General features: G+C 72.5%; 14 protein-coding genes. 8 read left to right on the top strand and 6 right to left on the bottom strand.

From position 1 onward, the window contains the following. The first annotated feature begins 160 nt into the window (after positions 1–160). Positions 161–1,843 (top strand): bifunctional transcriptional activator/DNA repair enzyme AdaA, encoded by a 1,683-nt coding sequence (locus ACWGI6_RS36790; protein WP_453271538.1) that lies wholly within the window; start codon positions 161–163, stop codon positions 1,841–1,843. Between the two features lie 4 nt (positions 1,844–1,847). Here the strand turns inward: ACWGI6_RS36790 and ACWGI6_RS36785 are convergent, their stop codons facing one another. Beyond that, positions 1,848–2,330: a DUF456 domain-containing protein gene (locus ACWGI6_RS36785; RefSeq protein WP_453271532.1), complete on the bottom strand. Its 483-nt coding sequence runs from the start codon at positions 2,328–2,330 to the stop codon at positions 1,848–1,850. A gap of 494 nt (positions 2,331–2,824) precedes the next feature. Between ACWGI6_RS36785 and ACWGI6_RS36780 the strand changes: the two genes are divergently transcribed. Both ACWGI6_RS36780 and ACWGI6_RS36775 read left to right on the top strand, forming a co-directional pair. Continuing rightward, positions 2,825–4,156: a protein phosphatase 2C domain-containing protein gene (locus ACWGI6_RS36780; RefSeq protein ID WP_453271531.1), complete on the top strand. Its 1,332-nt coding sequence runs from the start codon at positions 2,825–2,827 to the stop codon at positions 4,154–4,156. Positions 4,157–4,294: 138 nt separating this feature from the next. Then, entirely contained in the window at positions 4,295–6,037 is a 1,743-nt protein-coding gene (locus tag ACWGI6_RS36775; RefSeq protein WP_453271530.1) for a pyruvate dehydrogenase, read from the top strand. A gap of 81 nt (positions 6,038–6,118) precedes the next feature. Here ACWGI6_RS36775 and ACWGI6_RS36770 read toward each other — a convergent pair whose 3' ends face one another. After that, a complete protein-coding gene (locus tag ACWGI6_RS36770; protein ID WP_453271529.1) occupies positions 6,119–6,877 on the bottom strand; it encodes an XRE family transcriptional regulator in 759 nt (252 codons plus the stop codon). 607 nt (positions 6,878–7,484) lie between these two features. Between ACWGI6_RS36770 and ACWGI6_RS36765 the strand changes: the two genes are divergently transcribed. Further along, positions 7,485–7,967 carry a glycine-rich domain-containing protein gene (locus tag ACWGI6_RS36765; RefSeq protein WP_453271528.1) on the top strand — a complete coding sequence of 161 codons (483 nt, stop codon included), beginning with the start codon at positions 7,485–7,487 and terminating at the stop codon, positions 7,965–7,967. 39 nt (positions 7,968–8,006) lie between these two features. Beyond that, positions 8,007–8,144, top strand: coding sequence for a hypothetical protein (locus ACWGI6_RS36760; protein ID WP_393903957.1), 138 nt, complete (start codon positions 8,007–8,009; stop codon positions 8,142–8,144). A 177-nt stretch (positions 8,145–8,321) separates the two neighbouring features. Here the strand turns inward: ACWGI6_RS36760 and ACWGI6_RS36755 are convergent, their stop codons facing one another. Next, positions 8,322–11,492: an alpha-mannosidase gene (locus tag ACWGI6_RS36755; RefSeq protein WP_453271527.1), complete on the bottom strand. Its 3,171-nt coding sequence runs from the start codon at positions 11,490–11,492 to the stop codon at positions 8,322–8,324. 372 nt (positions 11,493–11,864) lie between these two features. Here ACWGI6_RS36755 and ACWGI6_RS36750 point away from each other — a divergent pair, with 372 nt between their 5' ends. Continuing rightward, positions 11,865–12,242 carry an ATP-binding protein gene (locus tag ACWGI6_RS36750; RefSeq protein ID WP_453271537.1) on the top strand — a complete coding sequence of 126 codons (378 nt, stop codon included), beginning with the start codon at positions 11,865–11,867 and terminating at the stop codon, positions 12,240–12,242. Between the two features lie 40 nt (positions 12,243–12,282). Here the strand turns inward: ACWGI6_RS36750 and ACWGI6_RS36745 are convergent, their stop codons facing one another. Continuing rightward, positions 12,283–13,368, bottom strand: a complete 1,086-nt coding sequence (locus ACWGI6_RS36745) for a DUF2637 domain-containing protein (protein WP_453271526.1) — start codon at positions 13,366–13,368, stop codon at positions 12,283–12,285. Positions 13,369–13,753: 385 nt separating this feature from the next. On the opposite strand from ACWGI6_RS36745, the gene ACWGI6_RS36740 reads away from it, so the two are divergent. Continuing rightward, entirely contained in the window at positions 13,754–15,223 is a 1,470-nt protein-coding gene (locus ACWGI6_RS36740) for an FGGY-family carbohydrate kinase (protein ID WP_453271525.1), read from the top strand. Positions 15,224–15,408: 185 nt separating this feature from the next. Here ACWGI6_RS36740 and ACWGI6_RS36735 read toward each other — a convergent pair whose 3' ends face one another. Beyond that, on the bottom strand, positions 15,409–16,254 hold the full coding sequence (locus tag ACWGI6_RS36735; protein ID WP_453271524.1) for a (2Fe-2S)-binding protein: 846 nt from the start codon (positions 16,252–16,254) through the stop codon (positions 15,409–15,411). Positions 16,255–16,426: 172 nt separating this feature from the next. Between ACWGI6_RS36735 and ACWGI6_RS36730 the strand changes: the two genes are divergently transcribed. Further along, positions 16,427–17,125, top strand: coding sequence for a GntR family transcriptional regulator (locus ACWGI6_RS36730; RefSeq protein ID WP_453271523.1), 699 nt, complete (start codon positions 16,427–16,429; stop codon positions 17,123–17,125). 17 nt (positions 17,126–17,142) lie between these two features. Here the strand turns inward: ACWGI6_RS36730 and ACWGI6_RS36725 are convergent, their stop codons facing one another. Next, positions 17,143–18,018 carry a hypothetical protein gene (locus ACWGI6_RS36725; protein WP_453271522.1) on the bottom strand — a complete coding sequence of 292 codons (876 nt, stop codon included), beginning with the start codon at positions 18,016–18,018 and terminating at the stop codon, positions 17,143–17,145. Positions 18,019–18,379 lie beyond the last annotated feature (361 nt).

The raw sequence follows: 18,379 nt of genomic DNA, 5'->3' as shown, positions 1-18,379 counted from the left end.
TCTGCCGGGGGGGGCGCGGCAATTTTTTGGGGGGGGGGGGGGGGGGGTGGTGGGGGGGGGGGGGGGGGGGGGGGGGCGGGGGGGGGCCCCCCCCACCCCCGAACGCCATGTCCGATTTCCGCCGGTCCGGGAGCTGCGTGCGGCGCAGACTGAAGGGGTGATGAACGACGAGGCCAGGTACGAAGCGGTGTCCAGCCGGGATGCGCGGTTCGACGGGGAATTCTTCTTCGCGGTGGTGACGACCGGTATCTACTGCCGGCCGAGCTGTCCCGCGGTCACTCCCAAGCGGGTGAATGTGCGGTTCTTTCCGTCGGCCGCCGCCGCGCAGGCGGCCGGATTCCGGGCCTGCCGCCGGTGCCGGCCGGACGCCGTGCCGGGGTCCGCCGAGTGGAATGTGCGTGCCGACCTGGTCGGCCGGGCCATGCGCTTCATCGGGGACGGAGTGGTCGACCGGGAGGGCGTCGGCGGGCTGGCGCAGCGGCTGGGGTACAGCGCGCGTCAGGTGCAGCGGCAGCTGACCGCGGAGCTCGGCGCGGGGCCGGTGGCGCTGGCGCGGGCCCGCCGGGCGCACACCGCGCGGGTGCTGCTGCAGACCACGGCGCTGCCGGTCACCGAGCTGGCGTTCGCGGCCGGGTTCGCCAGCATCCGGCAGTTCAACGACACGATGCGGGAGATCTACGCCGGCACGCCCAGCGAGCTGCGGGCGGCGGCCGGGCGTGGGGGCGCCGCGGGCCGTACCGCCGGAAACGGGGCGGGCACCGAGGTGGGCACCGGACCGGGCGGAGCCGGTGCCGACGACGGCTCGGCGGCCACCGGTATTCCGCTGCGGCTGGCCTACCGCGGGCCGTACGCGGCGGCCGAGATCTTCGACTTTCTGCAGGCGCGGGCGGTGCCCGGCGTCGAGGAGGTGCGCGGGCCCGGCGGCGGCCGTACCTACCGCCGTACGCTGCGGCTCAGCCACGGCAGCGGGATCGCCGAGGTCGACGAGCCCGCCGGGTTGCCCGGACGGCGCCGGCCAGCGGCGGGCCGGGTGTGCCCGGCGGCGCGCGGGACGGACGGCGGCTGGCTGGAGTGCCGGCTGCGGCTGACCGATCTGCGGGATCTGTCGACGGCCGTGCAGCGGATCCGCCGGCTGTTCGACCTGGATGCCGACCCGTACGCGGTGGCCGAGCGGCTCGGCGCGGATCCGCTGCTCCGGCCGCTGGTGGCCGAGCGGCCGGGGTTGCGGTCACCCGGCGCGGCGGACCCCGGGGAACTCGCGGTACGGACCGTGCTCGGCGGCCCGCCGGAGCGCGCCGCCGCGCTGGTGCGGCGGTACGGCAAACCGCTGGACGCGGCGGACGGCGGGCTCACCCACCTCTTCCCCGCACCCGCTGAACTGACCGGCGCGGAGGTCGCGGAGCCGGTCCGCACGCTGTGCACCGCACTCGCCGACGGTGCGGTGCTGCTGGACGCGGGCGCGGACCGTGGCGCCGCCGAACGGGCGCTGGCCGCACTGCCCGGGGTCGGCCCGCGGGCGGCCGCGTACCTCAGGATGCGTGCGCTGGGCGACCCGGATGTGGGGGCGGCGGCGCAGGGGAGCGGTCAGGAGCGGGACGGGCACGGGAGGGTGGGCCCGGCCGCCGCGTGGCGGCCCTGGGGTGCGTACGCCCTGCACCATCTGTGGCACGCCGGGCTGCTGCCGGCGGGGGAGATGCTGACCGGAGAAGTGTCGGGGGCGTCCGGGCCGTCGGGGGCGTCCGGGCCGTCGGAGGTGTCCGGGGCGTCGGAGGCGTACCGGCCGTCGGAGGCACCCCCGCCGTCGGCCCCGCCCGTGTGTGCCGTGGCCGGCCGGGCCGGGTGACGGCTCAGCCCGCCGACACGGCCCCGGCCCAGGCGCCGACGACCAGCAGACAGGCGAACAGCTCGATCAGCACGCTCAGGCCGATGGCGCGCATGACCGTACGGGTCGAGGCGCGGGCATCGCCATGGCTGCCGAGCCGGATCCGCTCCAGCAGGTAGAGGCCGCCGACGGCGCCCAGCGGACCCCCGATGACCGGGATCACGAAGAACCCCACGATGCCGGCCACCCCCGCCAGGAACAGCGTCCGGTACGGCGCGCCCGCGGCCCGCAGATTGCGGACCGGCAGCAGCCACTTCAGCGTCTGGTTGAGGAGCAGCACGGCGGTGGCACCCATGAGCACCAACCAGGCCAGGGAGGACTTCTCGGAGAGCGTCCACCACAGCACGCCCGCCCAGACGATCAGCGGTCCGGGGATACCGGGCACCAGCACCCCGAGCAGCCCGAGCAGCAACACCAGTCCGACCGCAACCAGCTGCCACACACTCATGCGCCGGCCCCACGTCGCGGGGCCGGCTTGCCGTCGCGAGGCAGGCACCGTCCGAAGGCTCGCTCGCTGCTCTCGCTCACGCGCCGGCCTCACTCCCGGCGGGCGCACGCCCCATGACGGCTCGTACGCTGCACACTCTCATGGGCCCAGCGTGCCGGACGCGGCCCGGAAGCGCTTGCCGGCCGGCCGGACCGGGGCGCCCGGCGAGTGTCCCGCCGTCAGCCCTGCCCCTCCCGCATCACCCGGCAAACAGACAACGCCGAAGGCCGAACTGGCCGACGCCCACGGCAATCCGGACCGCCGGATCTCAGGACCGGTCCGACGGATCACGGCCGCCCTTCCGTCCCTGATCCGTCGGACCGTCCCTGGTCCGCACCCGTGACCTGCGCCGACCGCTGCACTCCGTCGGACGGTCACCCGTAGGAGGCCGGCCGCCCGGTGGACGCTCTTTCGCGCCCTGTTTCGGCCGTGGCCGTCCAGGGACAATACGGCCCATGAATCAGCAGGGAGCCGCGCGTGGCCACGAGGACGACTGGTGGCGGCAGTTGTACGGCGACGGCAGCGGCGGCGAGGGCGCGGGAGAGGGCACCCCGGCGCGCGGCGCGGTGTGCGATGCCGGGCCGTCCGACGCCCCGGACACCCTCGATGACCGGGTCGAGTCGGCGCTGCGGGCGCTGGGCGTGCCGCGGTGGGCCGATCCGGCGCCGGAGGAGCCCCCGGATTCCGGTACGGCCGAGCCGCCACCGCGGGAACCGCCGGGCCGGTCCGGACCACCCCCGCCCGAGCCGTCGGCACCGATCCCGCTCCGGTCCACCGGCTCCAGCGTGCACACGGCATCCGCCGACCGCCCGTCCGCCGGCCCACGAGCCGCCCCGGTCCCACACGCACCCCGGGACACGCCGCCGCCCGCCACCGCCGGCCTCGCCGGTGACCGGCCGCCCGCCTACGGGGCCGAGCCGGGCGAACTGCCCGCCGCCGACCCGGCCGCGCTCGACGACGTGGTGCCCGACACCATGCTGGACGGCGCCCGGTACGGCGCGCTGACCCTGCGCGCCGCCTCACAGCGCGGCGACGCCGCCCGCCGTCGCGGTGACGTACGCCGTGATGCGCTGCTCACCGCCCGCTTCGGGGCCGGCCGGCACGCCCTGATCCTGGTTGCCGTCGCCACCGGCCGGACGCCCGCCGAGGGCGCCGACCGCGCCGCCCGGGACGCCTGCACCTGGATCGGCGGCGCGGTCGGCCGCAGTTACACCCGACTGGCGGAGGACATCCGCACGGACCGTCGCGACGCCCTCAAGTCCGGGCTGCAGCGGCTCACCGACCGCAGTTACGGCAAGCTGCGCGGCCGGGCGCCGGAGCGGGCCGTCCCACCGGAGCGGTACCCGGCCGCGCTGCGCTGTCTGCTGCTGCCCGCCGACCCTGACTGCCGTACCCGGGTGTTCTTCGGCGTCGGCGCGGGCGGCCTCTTCCTGCTGCGCGACGGCGCCTGGCAGGACCTGGAGCCCGCCGTGACGGGCCAGGTCTCCAGGGAGGCGGCGGGCGGCACCGGCGGACTGCCCCGTCCCGCCCCGGCCCCGGCCGAGAGCCCGGCGCGGCCCGAGCCGTTCCTCTTCCGGACGGCCTTCGCCCGTCCGGGGGACACTCTGCTGCTGTGCAGCGCCGGCCTCGCCGAGCCGCTGCGGGAGGAGCCCGCCGTCGCCGCCCGGCTGGCCGACCGGTGGTCCGCCGCCGAACCGCCGGGCCTGGTGGACTTCCTCGCGACCGCGCAACTGCGGGTCGAGGGCCACCCGAAGGACCGTACGGCCGTCGGGGTGTGGGAGTCGTAGCGCCGGGCACACGGGGATCCGGAGCGTGGACCGGGGACACACAGCGGAGGCGCGCCGGGGCACCGCATGGGTTCATGGGAAGGCATCCCCCACCGCGTCAGCGGGCAGCCCTCCCCCCGTCGAAGGAGCGACAGCGACATGGCGAAGCAGACCGTGGCCGAGCAGTTCGTGGACATCCTCGTGCGGGCGGGGGTGCAGCGGCTCTACGGCGTCGTCGGCGACAGCCTCAACCCGGTGGTGGACGCCATCCGGCGGAACTCCGCGATCGACTGGATCCAGGTCCGCCACGAGGAGGTCGCCGCCTTCGCCGCCGGGGCGGAAGCCCAGCTCACCGGCAAGCTCGCGGCCTGCGCAGGCTCCTGCGGCCCCGGCAATCTGCACCTCATCAACGGCCTCTACGACGCCCATCGCTCCATGGCCCCGGTCCTCGCCCTGGCTTCCCACATCCCCTCCAGCGAGATCGGCACCAACTTCTTCCAGGAGACCCACCCCGACCGGCTGTTCTCCGAGTGCAGCCACTACAGCGAACTGATTTCCAGCACCAAGCAGATGCCGCGGGTGCTGCAGACCGCGATCCAGCACGCCGTGGGGCAGAGCGGGGTCGCGGTCGTCTCCCTTCCCGGCGATATCGCCGCCGAGCAGGCCCCCGAGCGCGCGATCGAACACGCCCTGGTCACCTCGCGTCCGTCCGTCAAGCCCGGAGACGCCGAGATCGACAAGCTGGCCCGGATGATCGACGAGGCCGACAAGGTCACGCTGTTCTGCGGCAGCGGCACGGCGGGCGCCCATGCCGAGGTGATGGAGTTCGCCGAGCGGGTGAAGTCCCCGGTCGGCCATGCGCTGCGCGGCAAGGAGTGGATCCAGTACGACAACCCCTACGACGTGGGGATGAGCGGACTGCTCGGCTACGGCGCGGCCTACGAGGCCACCCAGGAGTGCGATCTGCTGATCCTGCTCGGCACGGACTTCCCGTACAACGCGTTCCTGCCCGACGACAACAAGATCGTCCAGGTCGATGTCCGGCCCGAACACCTGGGCCGCCGCACCAAGCTCGACCTGGCCGTCTGGGGCGATGTCCGCGAGACGCTGCGCAGTCTGATCCCCAAGGTCCGGCCGAAGCAGAACCGCAAGTTCCTGGACCGGATGCTGAAGAAGCACGCCGACGCGCTGGAAGGCGTGGTCAAGGCCTACACCCGCAACGTCGAGAAGCATGTCCCGATCCACCCGGAGTTCGTCGCCGCCATCCTGGACGAGGAGACCGCCGACGACGCGATCTTCACGGTCGACACCGGTATGTGCAACGTCTGGGCGGCCCGCTATCTCACCCCCAACGGCCGCCGCCGGGTGATCGGTTCCTTCAGCCACGGCTCGATGGCCAACGCGCTGCCGCAGGCGATCGGCGCCCAGTTCATCGACCGTAAACGCCAGGTCATCTCCATGTCGGGCGACGGCGGATTCTCCATGCTGATGGGCGACTTCCTCACCCTGGTCCAGTACGACCTGCCGGTGAAGGTGGTGCTGTTCAACAACTCCTCGCTGGGCATGGTGGAGCTGGAGATGCTGGTCTCCGGTCTGCCGTCGTACGGCACCACCAACCAGAACCCGGACTTCGCGGCCATCGCCCGCGCGGCCGGGGCGCACGGCATTCGGGTGGAGAAGCCCAAGCAACTGCGCAGCGCACTGCGCGAGGCCTTCAAGCACAAGGGCCCGGCGCTGGTCGATGTCGTCACCGACCCCCACGCCCTGTCGATCCCGCCGAAGATCAGCGCGGACATGGTGTCCGGCTTCGCACTGTCGGCCGGCAAGATGGTGCTGGACGGCGGGGTCGGCAAGATGCTGCAGATGGCCCGCTCCAACCTGCGGAACATTCCCCGGGTGTAGGTAAGTTCCTCCGGTGGGGAGGCCGGGGGAGAGCGTGCCGGCTGCACGCCTGCCGCGGGACTCGTCGAGCTGCACCACCGTTCAGGGGCGGTGGTTGTACTTCGCCAGGGTGGCTTTCGACGTGGACGCGTCCTGGAAGACCAACTCCCATGGACCCGTATTCACGTCGAAGTCCTTTCCGAACCCTACCCACTTGCCGGCGATGCGACGGCCTGTCGGTTCCACGAGCATCTGGATTGCACCGTGGTACCGCGCACCTGCGTAGTAGCCCTCCGAGGCCGTCTGCTCCGTCCACGAGCCTGTCACCACTGCACCGTCGATCTCCAGATCCATCGTCAGCGGAGAATCGGACGAGTCAGGAAGGCTGCGCACCGCGAGCCGATGACCGTGTTGCAGCACGACTACGAAGTGCTGGCCGGTGTGCGTTGCGTTCCGTCCGCTGCTGAAGTACTCGTAACGGCTCAGCCACACCCCGGAATGCGGCCCGCGGGACGGTGACGCTTCGGTCCGCGGCGGGTGCGCTTGCGCCGGCGCTACCCCTGAGGGAGCCGGCTGCAGATCGTGGCCGCCTGCGCCGTCGTCCGTCACGCGTGCCACGGAAGCCAGTCCGCTGAACCCCAGAGAGTCGATGGGGAGTCCCGTCACGGCTTCCAGCGCACGGGCATAGACAGGGCGCGGAACGCTGATGCTGCCGGACTCCCAGCGCTGAACAAGCCGCTTGCTGGCGTCGTTCGGATCACCTGAGCGGTCGCCGGCAGCGCGTAGCGCGCGTGCCAGATCATCCTGGCTCATGAGGAGCCCCTTACGTACGGTCTGAAGGATCGTGTTGGGTCCGCTCATGCTCCTACGGTAGGGCGTAACTGGGTTCTTAGGACCCCTATATGACGCCCAGTATGTCGCCGACATGACGCCTTGACTGTCGTCGTATGTAACGGAACGTGGCGACATGATTCCCGTGTCAGTCCGAGACACGAAGGGTGCTGCGGCAGCGGAGGAGCTGAGCCTCCACGTTGCCCGGGACGCGCGGGAAGTGGGAGCGAACATCATGACGTCGGAACAACTGGAGCCCGCACACAACAGGATGGACGACACATCGACGGGGACGTTACCGGTTCGCCCGTACGTCATCCCGGGCGTCACTTTCGTCCCCGCCGAGGAAGCCATCCAGCCGTGCCCCGACCCGTGCGTCCGCTGCCGCCGGGCGGGGCGGCAATGAGGCACACACCGTGCACGTCGGCCGCTGGGACGATCCTGTCGCTCCTCGGTGCCGGAATGCGGTGGTTCGGAGTCAGACGTGTTGCCGGACGACCGTCACAGACCCCGGCCCGGGGCATAGGTGTCCCGGGCCGGTTGCACGAAGCGAAACGACCGTCCCCGGCCGAATGCCTGGACAGCGATCACGGCCGGGGACGGCGCCCGTACGACACAACTCGATGAGAGGTCACACGTGTTAACCACCGTAAGGGATCTGATCAGCCCGGCGGCGTATCGGAGCGTCGCCAGGACCGTCAAGGACAACAACCCCGGTATGGAGCTCCCGCTCGCTGAGCGAATTGCCGATGAGGGGCTGAAGTTCGTGGCCGTCTGCGCAGCGACTCCTGACGCCCCGTTGGCGCCCTCGCGCGTCGTCGATGAGGGGTGGCACGCTCTGATTCTCCACACAAAGGTGTACGCAGGGCTGTGCGCGTCGATCGGGGGTTTCATCCATCACTACCCGGGCTACGACCCCAAGAACTACGACCCGATGATTCTGGTACGCACGCAGGATGCCATCCGGGCTGCCGGATACGACGTCGACGAGGAGCTGTGGGGCTCCCCACCAGGCGATCAGCTTGTCACCGTCGCAGCGAAGTGCCAGCACTCCCCGAGCGACACCGGCCCGATCAAGCCCATGCCGGCCCCCCGGCCTCCGTGCCGGGATAAGCCGTAACGGGCGTCTGCCACACTCTGGGCATCGACAGGAGGACCCATGACTGAATGGACCAACCCCCGATACGCCCCCCTCGTGCAGGCATGGCGTGATGCTCAGGAGGAACCGGACGGCGAGGACGGGGCGCCCGTCCGCGGGTTCGTCTTTCCCGATGCGGAGTCCGGAGCGGCTGAGTAGTCCGGCCACTCCCAAGGCCCCGTCCGCGATCCCTGGCGGCTCGTGTGCGGGGCTCTTCGTGACGCTCACCGGTCCAGGCGAACCCCATATGCAATCCGTCCGCCCGAGGGCGTGCTCGCGACATCGTCCACCACCACGAGCGCCAACCCGGTGAACGTTCCAGGTCAAAGTACGAGCTCAGACGGCTGGCGGGCGCTGCGGACGCAGCCGTAGCGTCAGGATCTGGAACGGGCGCAGCTCCACCGCCACATCCGATGTCGGTCCTTCCTGCTCCTCGTGCACCGGCCGCTCCAACAGGTCGGTGACGGTGGCCCGTTCGACCGGGAAAGCGGGAGAGAGCGTGCCGCTCGCGCGTCCGCCGTGGGACTCGTACAGCCGCACCACCACATCGCCGCTGCGGTCCTCGGCGAGCTTGACCGACTCGACGGTCAGGGCCGGGTGGTCGACGCGGATCAGCGGCGGGACGGGCGGTGCGGTGGCGGTCCTGAGGGGCAGGTTGAGCGCCAGGCCCTCGGCCACCGCCTCGCCGGCCCCGGCGCCCGGCAGCAGGGCATAGGTGAAGCGGTGGGCGCCCTGGTCGGTCTCGGGGTCGGGGCTGTGCGGTGCGCGCAGCAGGGTCAGCCGGACCGTCGTACCCAGGCCCTCGGGGTGCGGGGTGCGGGTGACGTCATGGCCGTATGTGGAGTCGTTGAGCAGGGCGATGCCGTAGCCGGGCTCGGCGACCCGCAGCCAGCGGTGGGCGCAGATCTCGAAACGGGCCGCGTCCCAGCTGGTGTTGGTGTGCGTGGGGCGGTGTACGTGCCCGAACTGCACCTCGGAGGTGGACCGTTCGGCGTGCACATCCAGGGGGAAGGCGGCCTTGAGGACCTTCTCCGACTCGTGCCAGTCGATGTCGGTGGCGATGTCGAGGCGGTGCGAGCCCGCCCGCAGGGTCAGCTCCTGGGTGATCCGGGACGCGCCGAACGCCCTGGTCACCCGCACCGTCGCGGACAGCGGCCCGGCCTCGGCCAGCTCGACGGACTCGGCCTCGGTCAGATCGGTGTGCCGGTGGCGGTAATGCCGGTCGAGGTCCCAGGCGTCGTACTGGTTGGGGTGGTCGGGGTGCAGCTGCAGCAGATTGCCGCGGGCGCCCGGCGCCAGCACCTCCCGGCCGGCGTGCAGATCGCGCACAGAGGCCAGCAGGCCGTCGGCGTCGACGCGCACCCGCAGTAGCCCGTTGTCGAGCGTGACCGTGCCTCCGTCGCCGGTGTCCGCCCGTACCGGCGGGGGCGGCGGGGTGGCGGAGTCCGGACCGGCCGGGCGGACGGCCGCCGAGCCCAGCGCGGGGACATGCACCGCGACCTCGGCGGGCCCGTCCGTCCCCGGGCCCGCCGCCGGCAGCGCGACGACCTCGTCCCGGGCGTAGGGCGAGGCATTGAACACCGTCAGCCCCCCGGCCGCCGCTGCCGCATCCGTCTCCAGCGCCCCGAGCGCCGTCTCGATGATCCCGGTCAGTTCGGCCGCCACCGCCGCATAGGTGTCACGGGCCTCGCGGTGGACCCAGGCGATGGACGACCCCGGCAGGATGTCGTGGAACTGGTGCAGCAGCACGGTCTTCCAGAGGCGGTCGAGGGCGTCGTACGGGTAGGCGTAGCCGCCGTCGCCCGCCCGTACCGCCGCCGTCGCGGCCCACAACTCCGCCTCCCGCAGCAGATGTTCACTGCGCCGATTGCCCTGCTTGGTCTTCGCCTGCGAGGTGTACGTGCCGCGGTGGAACTGGAGGTACAGCTCACCCGACCAGACCGGCGCCGCCGGACCGTACTCGGCGTGTGCGGACTCGAAGAACCGGGCCGGCGGCTCGATCCCGACGCGCGGCGAGCCCTCCAGGGAGCGCAGCCGGCGGGCCCGCTCCAGCATCTCGCGGGTCGGGCCGCCCCCGCCGTCGCCCCAGCCGAAGGGCACCAGGGAGCGGGTGGCGCGGCCCTTGTCGGCGAAGTTGCTTTCGGCGTGGGCGAGTTCACGGGCGGCCAGCTGCGAGTTGTAGGTGTCGACCGGCGGGAAGTGGGTGAAGACGCGGGTGCCGTCGATGCCCTCCCACCAGAAGGTGTGGTGCGGCATTTTGTCGGTCTGGTTCCACGACAGCTTCTGGGTCAGGAACCACTTCGCGCCGGCCAGCCGCGCCAGCTGCGGGAAGGCGGCGGTATAGCCGAACGAATCCGGCAGCCAGACCTCCTCGGTCTCCACCCCCAGCTCCTCCAGGAAGAACCGCTTGCCGTGCACCAGCTGTCGGGCCAGCGCCTCGCCGCCGGGCATATTGGCGTCGGACTCCACCCACATCGAGCCGACCGGAGCCCAATTGCCGTTCCGTACGGCCTCCTTGATGCGCTCCCAGAGGTGCGGCTGGTGCTCCTTGACCCAGGCGTACTGCTGCGCCTGGGAGCAGGCGAACACCAACTCCGGGTACTCCCCGGCGAGATGGGTGACATTGGCGAAGGTGCGGGACGCCTTGCGCACGGTCTCGCGCAGCGGCCACAGCCAGGCGGAGTCGATATGCGCATGTCCGGCGGCCGAGACGCGATGGGCGCTGGCCGTGGCCGGCCGGCTCAGTACGTCCGCCAGCGCGGCCCGCCCCGCGGTCGCGGTGGCGCCGACATCGTGCAGATCGAGCGCGTCCAGCATGTCCTCCAGGGCCCGCAGGATCTCGTGCCGGCGCGAGCCGTCGGCGGGCAGCTCGTGCATCAGCTCCGACAGCACCTCGATATCGAGGATCAGCTGCCAGACGTCCTCGTCGAGCACCGCGAGATCCGCCGAGGCGAAGCGGTACAGCGGCCGGCGCGGAGCGGTGCGGACATCGCCGAGGTCGGTGGGGCGGAAGTCCCGCAGCACCGCCGGATTCGCGGCCGCCTCCAGCAGCAGCCGCACCTCCTCACCGCCGCTGACCGGCGCGCCGACCGGGACATGCCGGTTGCGCGGATGGATGCCCTTGACCGGCACGCCCTCGGCGTCGTAAACGAGCCCCTCGGCCTGGAACCCGGGCCCGTCACCGCTGAAGCCCGGGTCGATGACCGCCTCCACCCGCCGCCCCGCCCACTCCCGCGGCACCTCACCCGCCAGCCGGAACCAGCTCGTGGACCACGGCGGCCCCCAGGGTTCGCCGACCGCGAAGGGCTCGTACGGGGCCCGCAGTGCCTCGCCCACCGGCACTGTTCCCCCGGCTCCCGACCCCCCCGGAGCAGCGGAGGCTCCCACGCCCGGCGCATGCCAGACCGTGAGCCGCAGCGGTACCCGCGCCGCGTACTGCGCGGGCCGGATGAACTGCCCCAGCGCCCGCTCCAGGCGCCCCTCCACAAGCAGTCGGTCGTCGTGCACAGCGGCTCCTCACGCTCGTACTGCCCGACGCCTCCAGGGCGCGGGCGCGGTGCCCCCGCGGTTGCCGGGGTGTCCCGGTCATCCGGGTCCCGGCCGGGGTTCCACGACAGGATCGGGGTGAGGCATACCCACTGGGGCCCGGCTCGGCCCACCCGGCGTGCGGGACGCGGAGCGGTGACCCGGCGGGCGGAAGGCATGGCCGCAGATCCGATGGGCATGCTGACCGTGAGGCTGTTCGAGGCAGAGCGCCGAAGTTCGTTGGGGGCGGGGGAGATAATGCGTCAGCCTGTGCGGCGCGGAGAACGGGACAGAAAGCAGGAAACGGCCGAGGGGAGCCGGAACGGGGGGATCGCCGCGCGAGCGCCGGGTGTACTGGAGCGCAAGGTGCGGCACGCGGATCTGAAAGCGGTCGGCGAGGTGCGCAGGGAGCTGCGTCAGCTGCTGAACCGCTGGGCGGCGCCGGGGGGCGGCGAGCTCGCGGAGGTCGCGACGCTGCTCACCAGCGAGCTGGTCACCAACGCCCTGGTGCATGCGGAGGGCGGCGCCGTCGTCACGGCCAGGGTCAGCGACCGGCTGCGGGTGGAGGTGCGGGACTTCGTTCCCGGCCGCCCCGAGCCGCGCACACCGACGACCGAAGGAACCTCCGGCAGGGGGCTGATGCTGGTGCGTTCCTTAGCCGATGCATGGGGGATCCGTACCGAAAGCCTCGGCAAGAGCGTGTGGTTCGAGCTGGGCGGCGGACCGGCCTGACCCATGGGCGAGGGTGCCGGTCGGCGCGGTCCGCCATCCGTCAGCCGAATTGCCGTTCGATCTCGGCGAGTTTCTCCTCCAGGGAGTCCAGACGGGGAATCGTCTGGGTGTCGTCCTCGGCGGTGAGATCCACGGCCGGTCGGGACCCGGCCGCGGTATCGGCACCCTCGGTCTCAGCGCCGGATACGGCCTTGAGTGCCGGACGGGCGCGCACCGGCAGCTCGCCGGTGAGCAGCGGCTCGGCGTCGCCGGCTATGGCGGGGTCGGCCACCTCCGCGGGGGACGACGTCGCCTGAGTCACCGCCAGCTGCCGGCCGCCACCCCGACCGAGGCTCCAGCCGCGGTGCTGCCGGTTGATGGCCTTGATGCGTGCGCGGTCGAGCTTGCCCTGCTCGCGCCTGCGGAGACGGTGTGTTTCCTTCTCGCGCCGGTCCTCGCGGACCTCCTCGACCGCCTCGTCCAGCGTCCGTACGCCCTCCAGCAGCATCAGCGACCACGCCGCGAAGGTCTCGCGGGGAGCGCGCAGCCAGCGGACGATCCGGATCTGCGGCAGCGGACGGGGCACCAGGCCCTGCTCGCGCAGCGCCGCCCGACGGGTCTGCTTGAGCGCCCGGTCGAAGAGGACCGCCGCCGACAGCGACATCCCGGCGAAGAACTGCGGCGCGCCCGCGTGGTCCAGGCCGCGCGGCGCATGCACCCAGTTGAACCACGCCGCCGCGCCCGCGAACGTCCACACCAGCAACCGGGAACCGAGTGCCGCGTCACCGTGGCTGGCCTCCCGCACGGCGAGCACGGAGCAGAACATCGCCGCGCCGTCGAGCCCGAACGGCACCAGGTACTCCCAGCCCCCGGAGAGGTTGAGGTTCTGTACGCCGAAGCCGACCAAACCGTGGAAGGACAGTGCGGCGGCGACCGCCGCACAGCAGAACAGCAGCAGATAGGAGGCCGAGGCGAAGACGGTCTCCTTGCGGCGCCGGCGCTCCTCGCTGCGTTCCCAGGAATCCTCGCCGGCAGCTCGGGCGGCCGCGCGCCTCCCGCGTACCACCAGTGCCGCGGCCACCGGCACGCCGACGAGCAGCAGGGCTCCGGGAACCAGCCAATCCAGCGATATGTCGGTCATTCTCATTCTGGGATCCCTTGGCTCGCCAACGCTGTTTTGCGCGACATCCTGGCGGAAGCCGATGCCGTCACCGAGGTATTCGGAACAAGAGAACGCCAAGGGGTGCAAGGAAGCAGGCATTCATCGTGCTGAAGTCGAACTGTTGCAGCATGAGGGCGAGTTGGGTTCGATTAAGTCCACCCTGGCGGGCGGCGTGCGGGACGGAGGTGCGGTTCTGGGGCGCCGGTGGTTGCCGGGCGGGGGCGGGCCCGGCACCGGCCCACCACGTCCAGCGCGCCTGCGCTCCCGGCGCCGCCGATGCCGTACCCGCCCCCGATGCCGCACCCGTCGCCGAGGTGGCCGCCTTCCACGCGGCGGGTGTCAGCGTCCGCCTGTGCGGGGAAGTGCGGGTATGAGCTTTCTCGGCGTCGACATCGGTACCTCCAGCAGCAAGGGCGTCCTGGTGGACGCCGCGGGCCGGGTGCGGGCGACCGCGGTGCGCAGACACACGGTCGACCGCCCGAAGCCCGGACACGTGGAGATGGACCCCGAGGTGTGGTGGGCGGAGTTCCGCGGCCTCACCGGGGAACTCCTGGCCCACGGCGAGCCGGTGGAGGCGGTCGGCGTCAGCGGCATGGGCCCGTGCGTTGCCCTGGCCGACGCCGTGAACCGGCCGCTGCGCCCGGCGATCCTGTACGGCGTGGACACCCGGGCCGGTGCGCAGATCGCCCGCCTGGGGGAGGAGTTCGGCCGGGAGGCCGTTCTCGACCGGTGCGGCAGCGCACTGTCCACCCAGGCGGTCGGGCCGAAGGTGGCCTGGGTGGCCGAGCACGAGCCGGAGGTGTTCACGGCCGCCCGGCGGCTGTTCATGCCCGCGTCCTTCCTCGCCCACCGGCTCACCGGTGCCTACGTCCTCGACCACCACTCGGCCAGCCAGTCCGTCCCGTTCTACGACACCCGGGCCCAGGACTGGTACCGGCCCTGGGCGGAGGCGGTGTGGCCGCACGCGGAACTCCCCGAGCTGCGCTGGCCCGGCGACCCGGCGGGGACGGTGACGGCCGGGGCGGCAGCGGCGACCGGCCTCACCCCGGGTACCCCCGTCATCACCGGCACCATCGATGCGTGGACCGAGGCGGTGAGCGTCGGTGCGACCCGGCCGGGCGATCTGATGCTCATGTACGGCACGACGATGTTCCTCGTCGCCACCGTCACCGGGCAGTTGCGGGTGCCGGAGCTGTGGAGCACCGTCGGCGCGTTCCCCGCCACCCGCTCCCTCGCCGGCGGTATGGCCACCTCGGGGGCGGTCACCGAGTGGCTGCGCGGGCTGTTCGGCTCGCCCGGTCACGCGGACCTGCTCGCGGAGGCCGCGCGGAGCGGTATCGGCGCACGCGGCCTCGCGATGCTGCCGTACTTCGCCGGTGAGCGCACTCCGATCGCCGACCCCGACGCACGCGGAGTGATCGCCGGCCTCACCGTCGAGCACACCCGCGGTGATCTGTACCGGGCCGCGCTGGAGGCCACCGCGCACGGCGTACGCCACAACATCGAGGCGATGCGCGCGGCGGGCGCCGGGATCGAGCGGGTGGTCGCGGTCGGTGGCGGCACACAGGGCGGGCTCTGGACCCAGATCGTCTCCGATGTCACCGGGCTGCCGCAGGACATCCCCACCGTCACCGTCGGCGCCTGTTACGGCGCCGCCTGGCTGGCGGCGCAGCAGATCACGGAGGCGGACATCGCGCTCTGGAACCCCGTACGCGAGCAGCGCGCGCCGGACCCGGCAGCGAGGGATGCGTACGGCCAACTGCACGTGCTGTACCGGGATCTGTATCCGGCGACCCGCGCGGCGGCGCACGCCCTGGCCCGGTTCCAGCGCGCGGGCTGACCTCGTCGGGGCGGCCCCGGCCGTGTGCTGTCCGGGCGCGGTACACGCAGGGCGCTCGCCGGAGCGACGACCTCAACGGCGTTGTGTGCTCCGCCCGGAGGCCGGGCGGAGTACACCCGGTCGGGCGGGTTGCGTGCGCATGCGATGACCCGAAAGGGCGGTGTACCGGAAAGGGCGGTGCAGGGTCAGGCGGTTGCGGTGAGGCGCTTGACGCGGTCCTCGTCGCCGGTGCGCGGGCAGGTGACGCAGGTGTCCTCGGGGCGCAGCGTGTAGAACATGCAGCAGCCGGCGCGGTCCCGGGTCGCCAGCGCCTCGCCGTGCGGCCCGGTCAGCTCGCGGAACCCCGCGCTCCCCACGTACGGAGCGGTGGCGCCCGGCAGCAGCCGCCCCAGCTCGGCCACCGCACGCGGTTCCTCGCCCAGCAGATGCCCCAGGTACCACAGACCCTCGACGATCTCGTCGGACGCCATGCCCCACAGCGCCCGCGGCCCGCGCCGCATCCGGCGCCGGAAACCCTCCAGCACAGGCCTGAGGTGCTGGGCCACCGCCGTCCGCACCTCGGCCCGCAGCGCCTCCTCGTCCGGTACCACCCGGGCACCGGGCAGCGCCGCGGCCGGATCGTCCGGAAGGCAGCTGAAGGCGCTGATCCGCACTGCCATCCGGCCCAGCTCGCGCTGGAAGGAGACGTCCTGCACCGGCAGCCGCGGGACTCGGCGGTGCAGGAACCAGGGGATGGTGATCAGCAGGCAGGCGGGCCAGGCGTAGCGGTGCAGCGCGAAGCTCGCGATGACGTCCGGCCGGGCGCGCTGTCCGTAGTCCCGCACGATCTGTGCGTCGTCCCAGGCGAGAAAGGCATCCAGGCTCTCGCCGCCGGCCGCGAGTCCGGCGGCGCACACCCAGCCGTCGCCGCTGGGCGGGGCCGCGTCCCACAGTGTCACCCGCAGACCGGGGAAGGCCGCGGACAGTCGGGCGTAGGCCTCGGCGAGGGGGTGGGGGTGGACAGCAGGCGGGGCGGCGGGGGCACGTGTCATGCGGGAGACCACCGAATCGCGATCGTCAGCAGGTAAGCCTTACCTTACCCAAGGCTTACCCGTACCCGCTGAGCGCCAGTCCCGGCGGCCCGTACGGCTTCCGGACGGGCCGCCGGGATTTGCACCGCGGCGCGCGCCGCCTATGGTGCTGGAAACGTCAGGAGGAACCGTCATGGAGCAGGGCACAGCGGAACACGAGCCGCGCGCCCGGGCGTGGGTGCCCGCGCAGGCCGGTCCCGCCGCGCCCCGGCGGCACTCCGTCCGGGGCCAGGTGCTGGCCGCGCTGCGCCATGCGCTGGTCGGCGGGGAGCTGACCCCGGGCGAGGTCTACTCCGCGCCCGCACTCGCCGAGCGCTACGGCGTCTCCGCGACCCCGGTCCGCGAGGCCATGCAGCAGCTCGCGGGCGAAGGCGCCGTCGAGGTGGTGCCCAACCGCGGTTTCCGGGTCGCCGAGCGCAGCTCCCGCGACCTCGCCGAACTGGCCGAGGTCCGGGCGATGCTGGAGGTGCCGGCGGTCGTCCGGCTGGCGCGGGCGCTGCCCCCCGAGCGCTGGGAGGAGCTGCGCCCGCTCGCCGAGGCGGGCGTCGCGGCCGCCGCCCGCGGCGACCGGGTCGGCTACGCCGAGGCGGACCGTGCCTTCCACGACGCCCTGATGTCGCTCACCGGCAACCGCCGGCTCACCGAGGTCACCGGCGATCTGCTGCGCCGCGCCCAGTGGCCGCCGGCCGGCGGGCCCCGGAGGCGTACGGCCGAGCTGCTGGCCGACGCATCCGAGCACACGGCGCTGCTCGACGCCCTGGTCGCCCAGGAGTACGCGGTGGCCGAGCGGATCGCCCGTGAGCACGTCTCGGTGGCCCGCCACCCGCACTGAGCGGGGCGGCCGGCGGCTCAGCCGGGGAGCAGTTCCTCCAGTGGCAGCGCCGCGACATCGGCGGCGGGCCGGGAGAGATAGAGATCGGCGTGGTAGAAGCCGTCGGCTTCCTTGTTCGCGGTGGACAGGCCGCGGGCGGCCAGCGCCTCGAACGCCGCCTGCCGCTCGTCGCCGTCGGCGAACTGCCGCTGACGGAACGTACGGGTGGTGAGCTTCTCCGTCACCAGGCCGGCCCGGGCCAGCAGGGCGGAGATCGGCCGGTAGGATACCTCACGCAGCACGAACGCGGCCACCCAGGGCGGTGTGGAGACACAGTCGAAGAGGCGGGCGAAGGTACGCGCGGAGATATAGCCGACGCCGCCGGTGACGGTGATCAGATCGGTGTCGGCCAGCACCTTCCGCAGCTCCGGGCTCGGCTCCTCGAGTTCCAGATTCTCCGCGAAGCCGTGGTCGAGCAGACCGACCTTCCGGGCGTAGTCGACCGCACGGTCCGCCGAGTCGATGCCGGTCACCCGGAAGGGTTCGGCATGCCGCCGACTGGCGAAGAACGAGCGGTCCTCATCGGTGAGTTGGTCGGTGGGCGGCAGCGCCCGGCCGTTCACGGCGTAGCGGCCGTAGAGATCGGAGAGGGACAGCCGGTGGTTGAGCAGTGCGGCGTTGACCCCGTACGAGCAGCACAGATCGACGACGTTCAGCGGTGGACGGTCGCTGCGGTGCCGCTGCAGCGTCTCGGCCACGGCACGGAACACCGCTTGGCCGTGGTGCGGAATCTCGTAGTCCAGGGGGTGCAGTGTGGTGAAGTACCGACGGGGATCCGGGCAGTTGTAAATCGCCTCGAAATCTGCCTTGCCCCAGTCTGTTGCAGCGGTTGTGTTGGTCACTCCTGCTGTCATGTGGCCTCCTGAAAGGCTGTGCCAGTGGGTGGGGCCAGCTGGTCCCGGACCAGCATCCATACCCCGCCGCCGCCTCACAGTGCGACTTGCGGCCATTCTCGGGGCCTATGGGGCGTCGAGAGACGCCGCTGCCCCGGGGCCTCCGGCCCATAGTCCCACCTCAGGGTTCGCCCGGCGCGTCGGTGGCCGGCCGGGGCGGCAACCGTCACGCCCCGGCCGATCCGCCGCGGGGACCGTCCAGATTCGGCCAATCGTCGAAGGAATCGGCATGGCTGATGATGGGGGGTTGACGGCGAGAGAACGAGTGGGCGGGGCCGACAGCGAACGGGCGGCGGCCAACCCTCCATGCAGAGTGGAGGGT

The organism is Streptomyces sp. NPDC054786, from assembly GCF_053611685.1.
Note: the sequence above shows the minus strand (reverse complement) of the source record. Positions and strands in the feature narration are given on the sequence as shown.

Coding starts and splice junctions, on each gene's coding strand:
- ACWGI6_RS36790 (WP_453271538.1), top strand. CDS start 161: ATGAACGACGAGGCCAGGTACGAAGCGGTGTCCAGCCGGGATGCGCGG.
- ACWGI6_RS36745 (WP_453271526.1), bottom strand. CDS start 13,368: ATGAGAATGACCGACATATCGCTGGATTGGCTGGTTCCCGGAGCCCTG.
- ACWGI6_RS36770 (WP_453271529.1), bottom strand. CDS start 6,877: ATGAGCGGACCCAACACGATCCTTCAGACCGTACGTAAGGGGCTCCTC.
- ACWGI6_RS36780 (WP_453271531.1), top strand. CDS start 2,825: ATGAATCAGCAGGGAGCCGCGCGTGGCCACGAGGACGACTGGTGGCGG.
- ACWGI6_RS36735 (WP_453271524.1), bottom strand. CDS start 16,254: ATGACACGTGCCCCCGCCGCCCCGCCTGCTGTCCACCCCCACCCCCTC.
- ACWGI6_RS36760 (WP_393903957.1), top strand. CDS start 8,007: ATGACTGAATGGACCAACCCCCGATACGCCCCCCTCGTGCAGGCATGG.
- ACWGI6_RS36725 (WP_453271522.1), bottom strand. CDS start 18,018: ATGACAGCAGGAGTGACCAACACAACCGCTGCAACAGACTGGGGCAAG.
- ACWGI6_RS36730 (WP_453271523.1), top strand. CDS start 16,427: ATGGAGCAGGGCACAGCGGAACACGAGCCGCGCGCCCGGGCGTGGGTG.
- ACWGI6_RS36740 (WP_453271525.1), top strand. CDS start 13,754: ATGAGCTTTCTCGGCGTCGACATCGGTACCTCCAGCAGCAAGGGCGTC.
- ACWGI6_RS36785 (WP_453271532.1), bottom strand. CDS start 2,330: ATGAGTGTGTGGCAGCTGGTTGCGGTCGGACTGGTGTTGCTGCTCGGG.
- ACWGI6_RS36775 (WP_453271530.1), top strand. CDS start 4,295: ATGGCGAAGCAGACCGTGGCCGAGCAGTTCGTGGACATCCTCGTGCGG.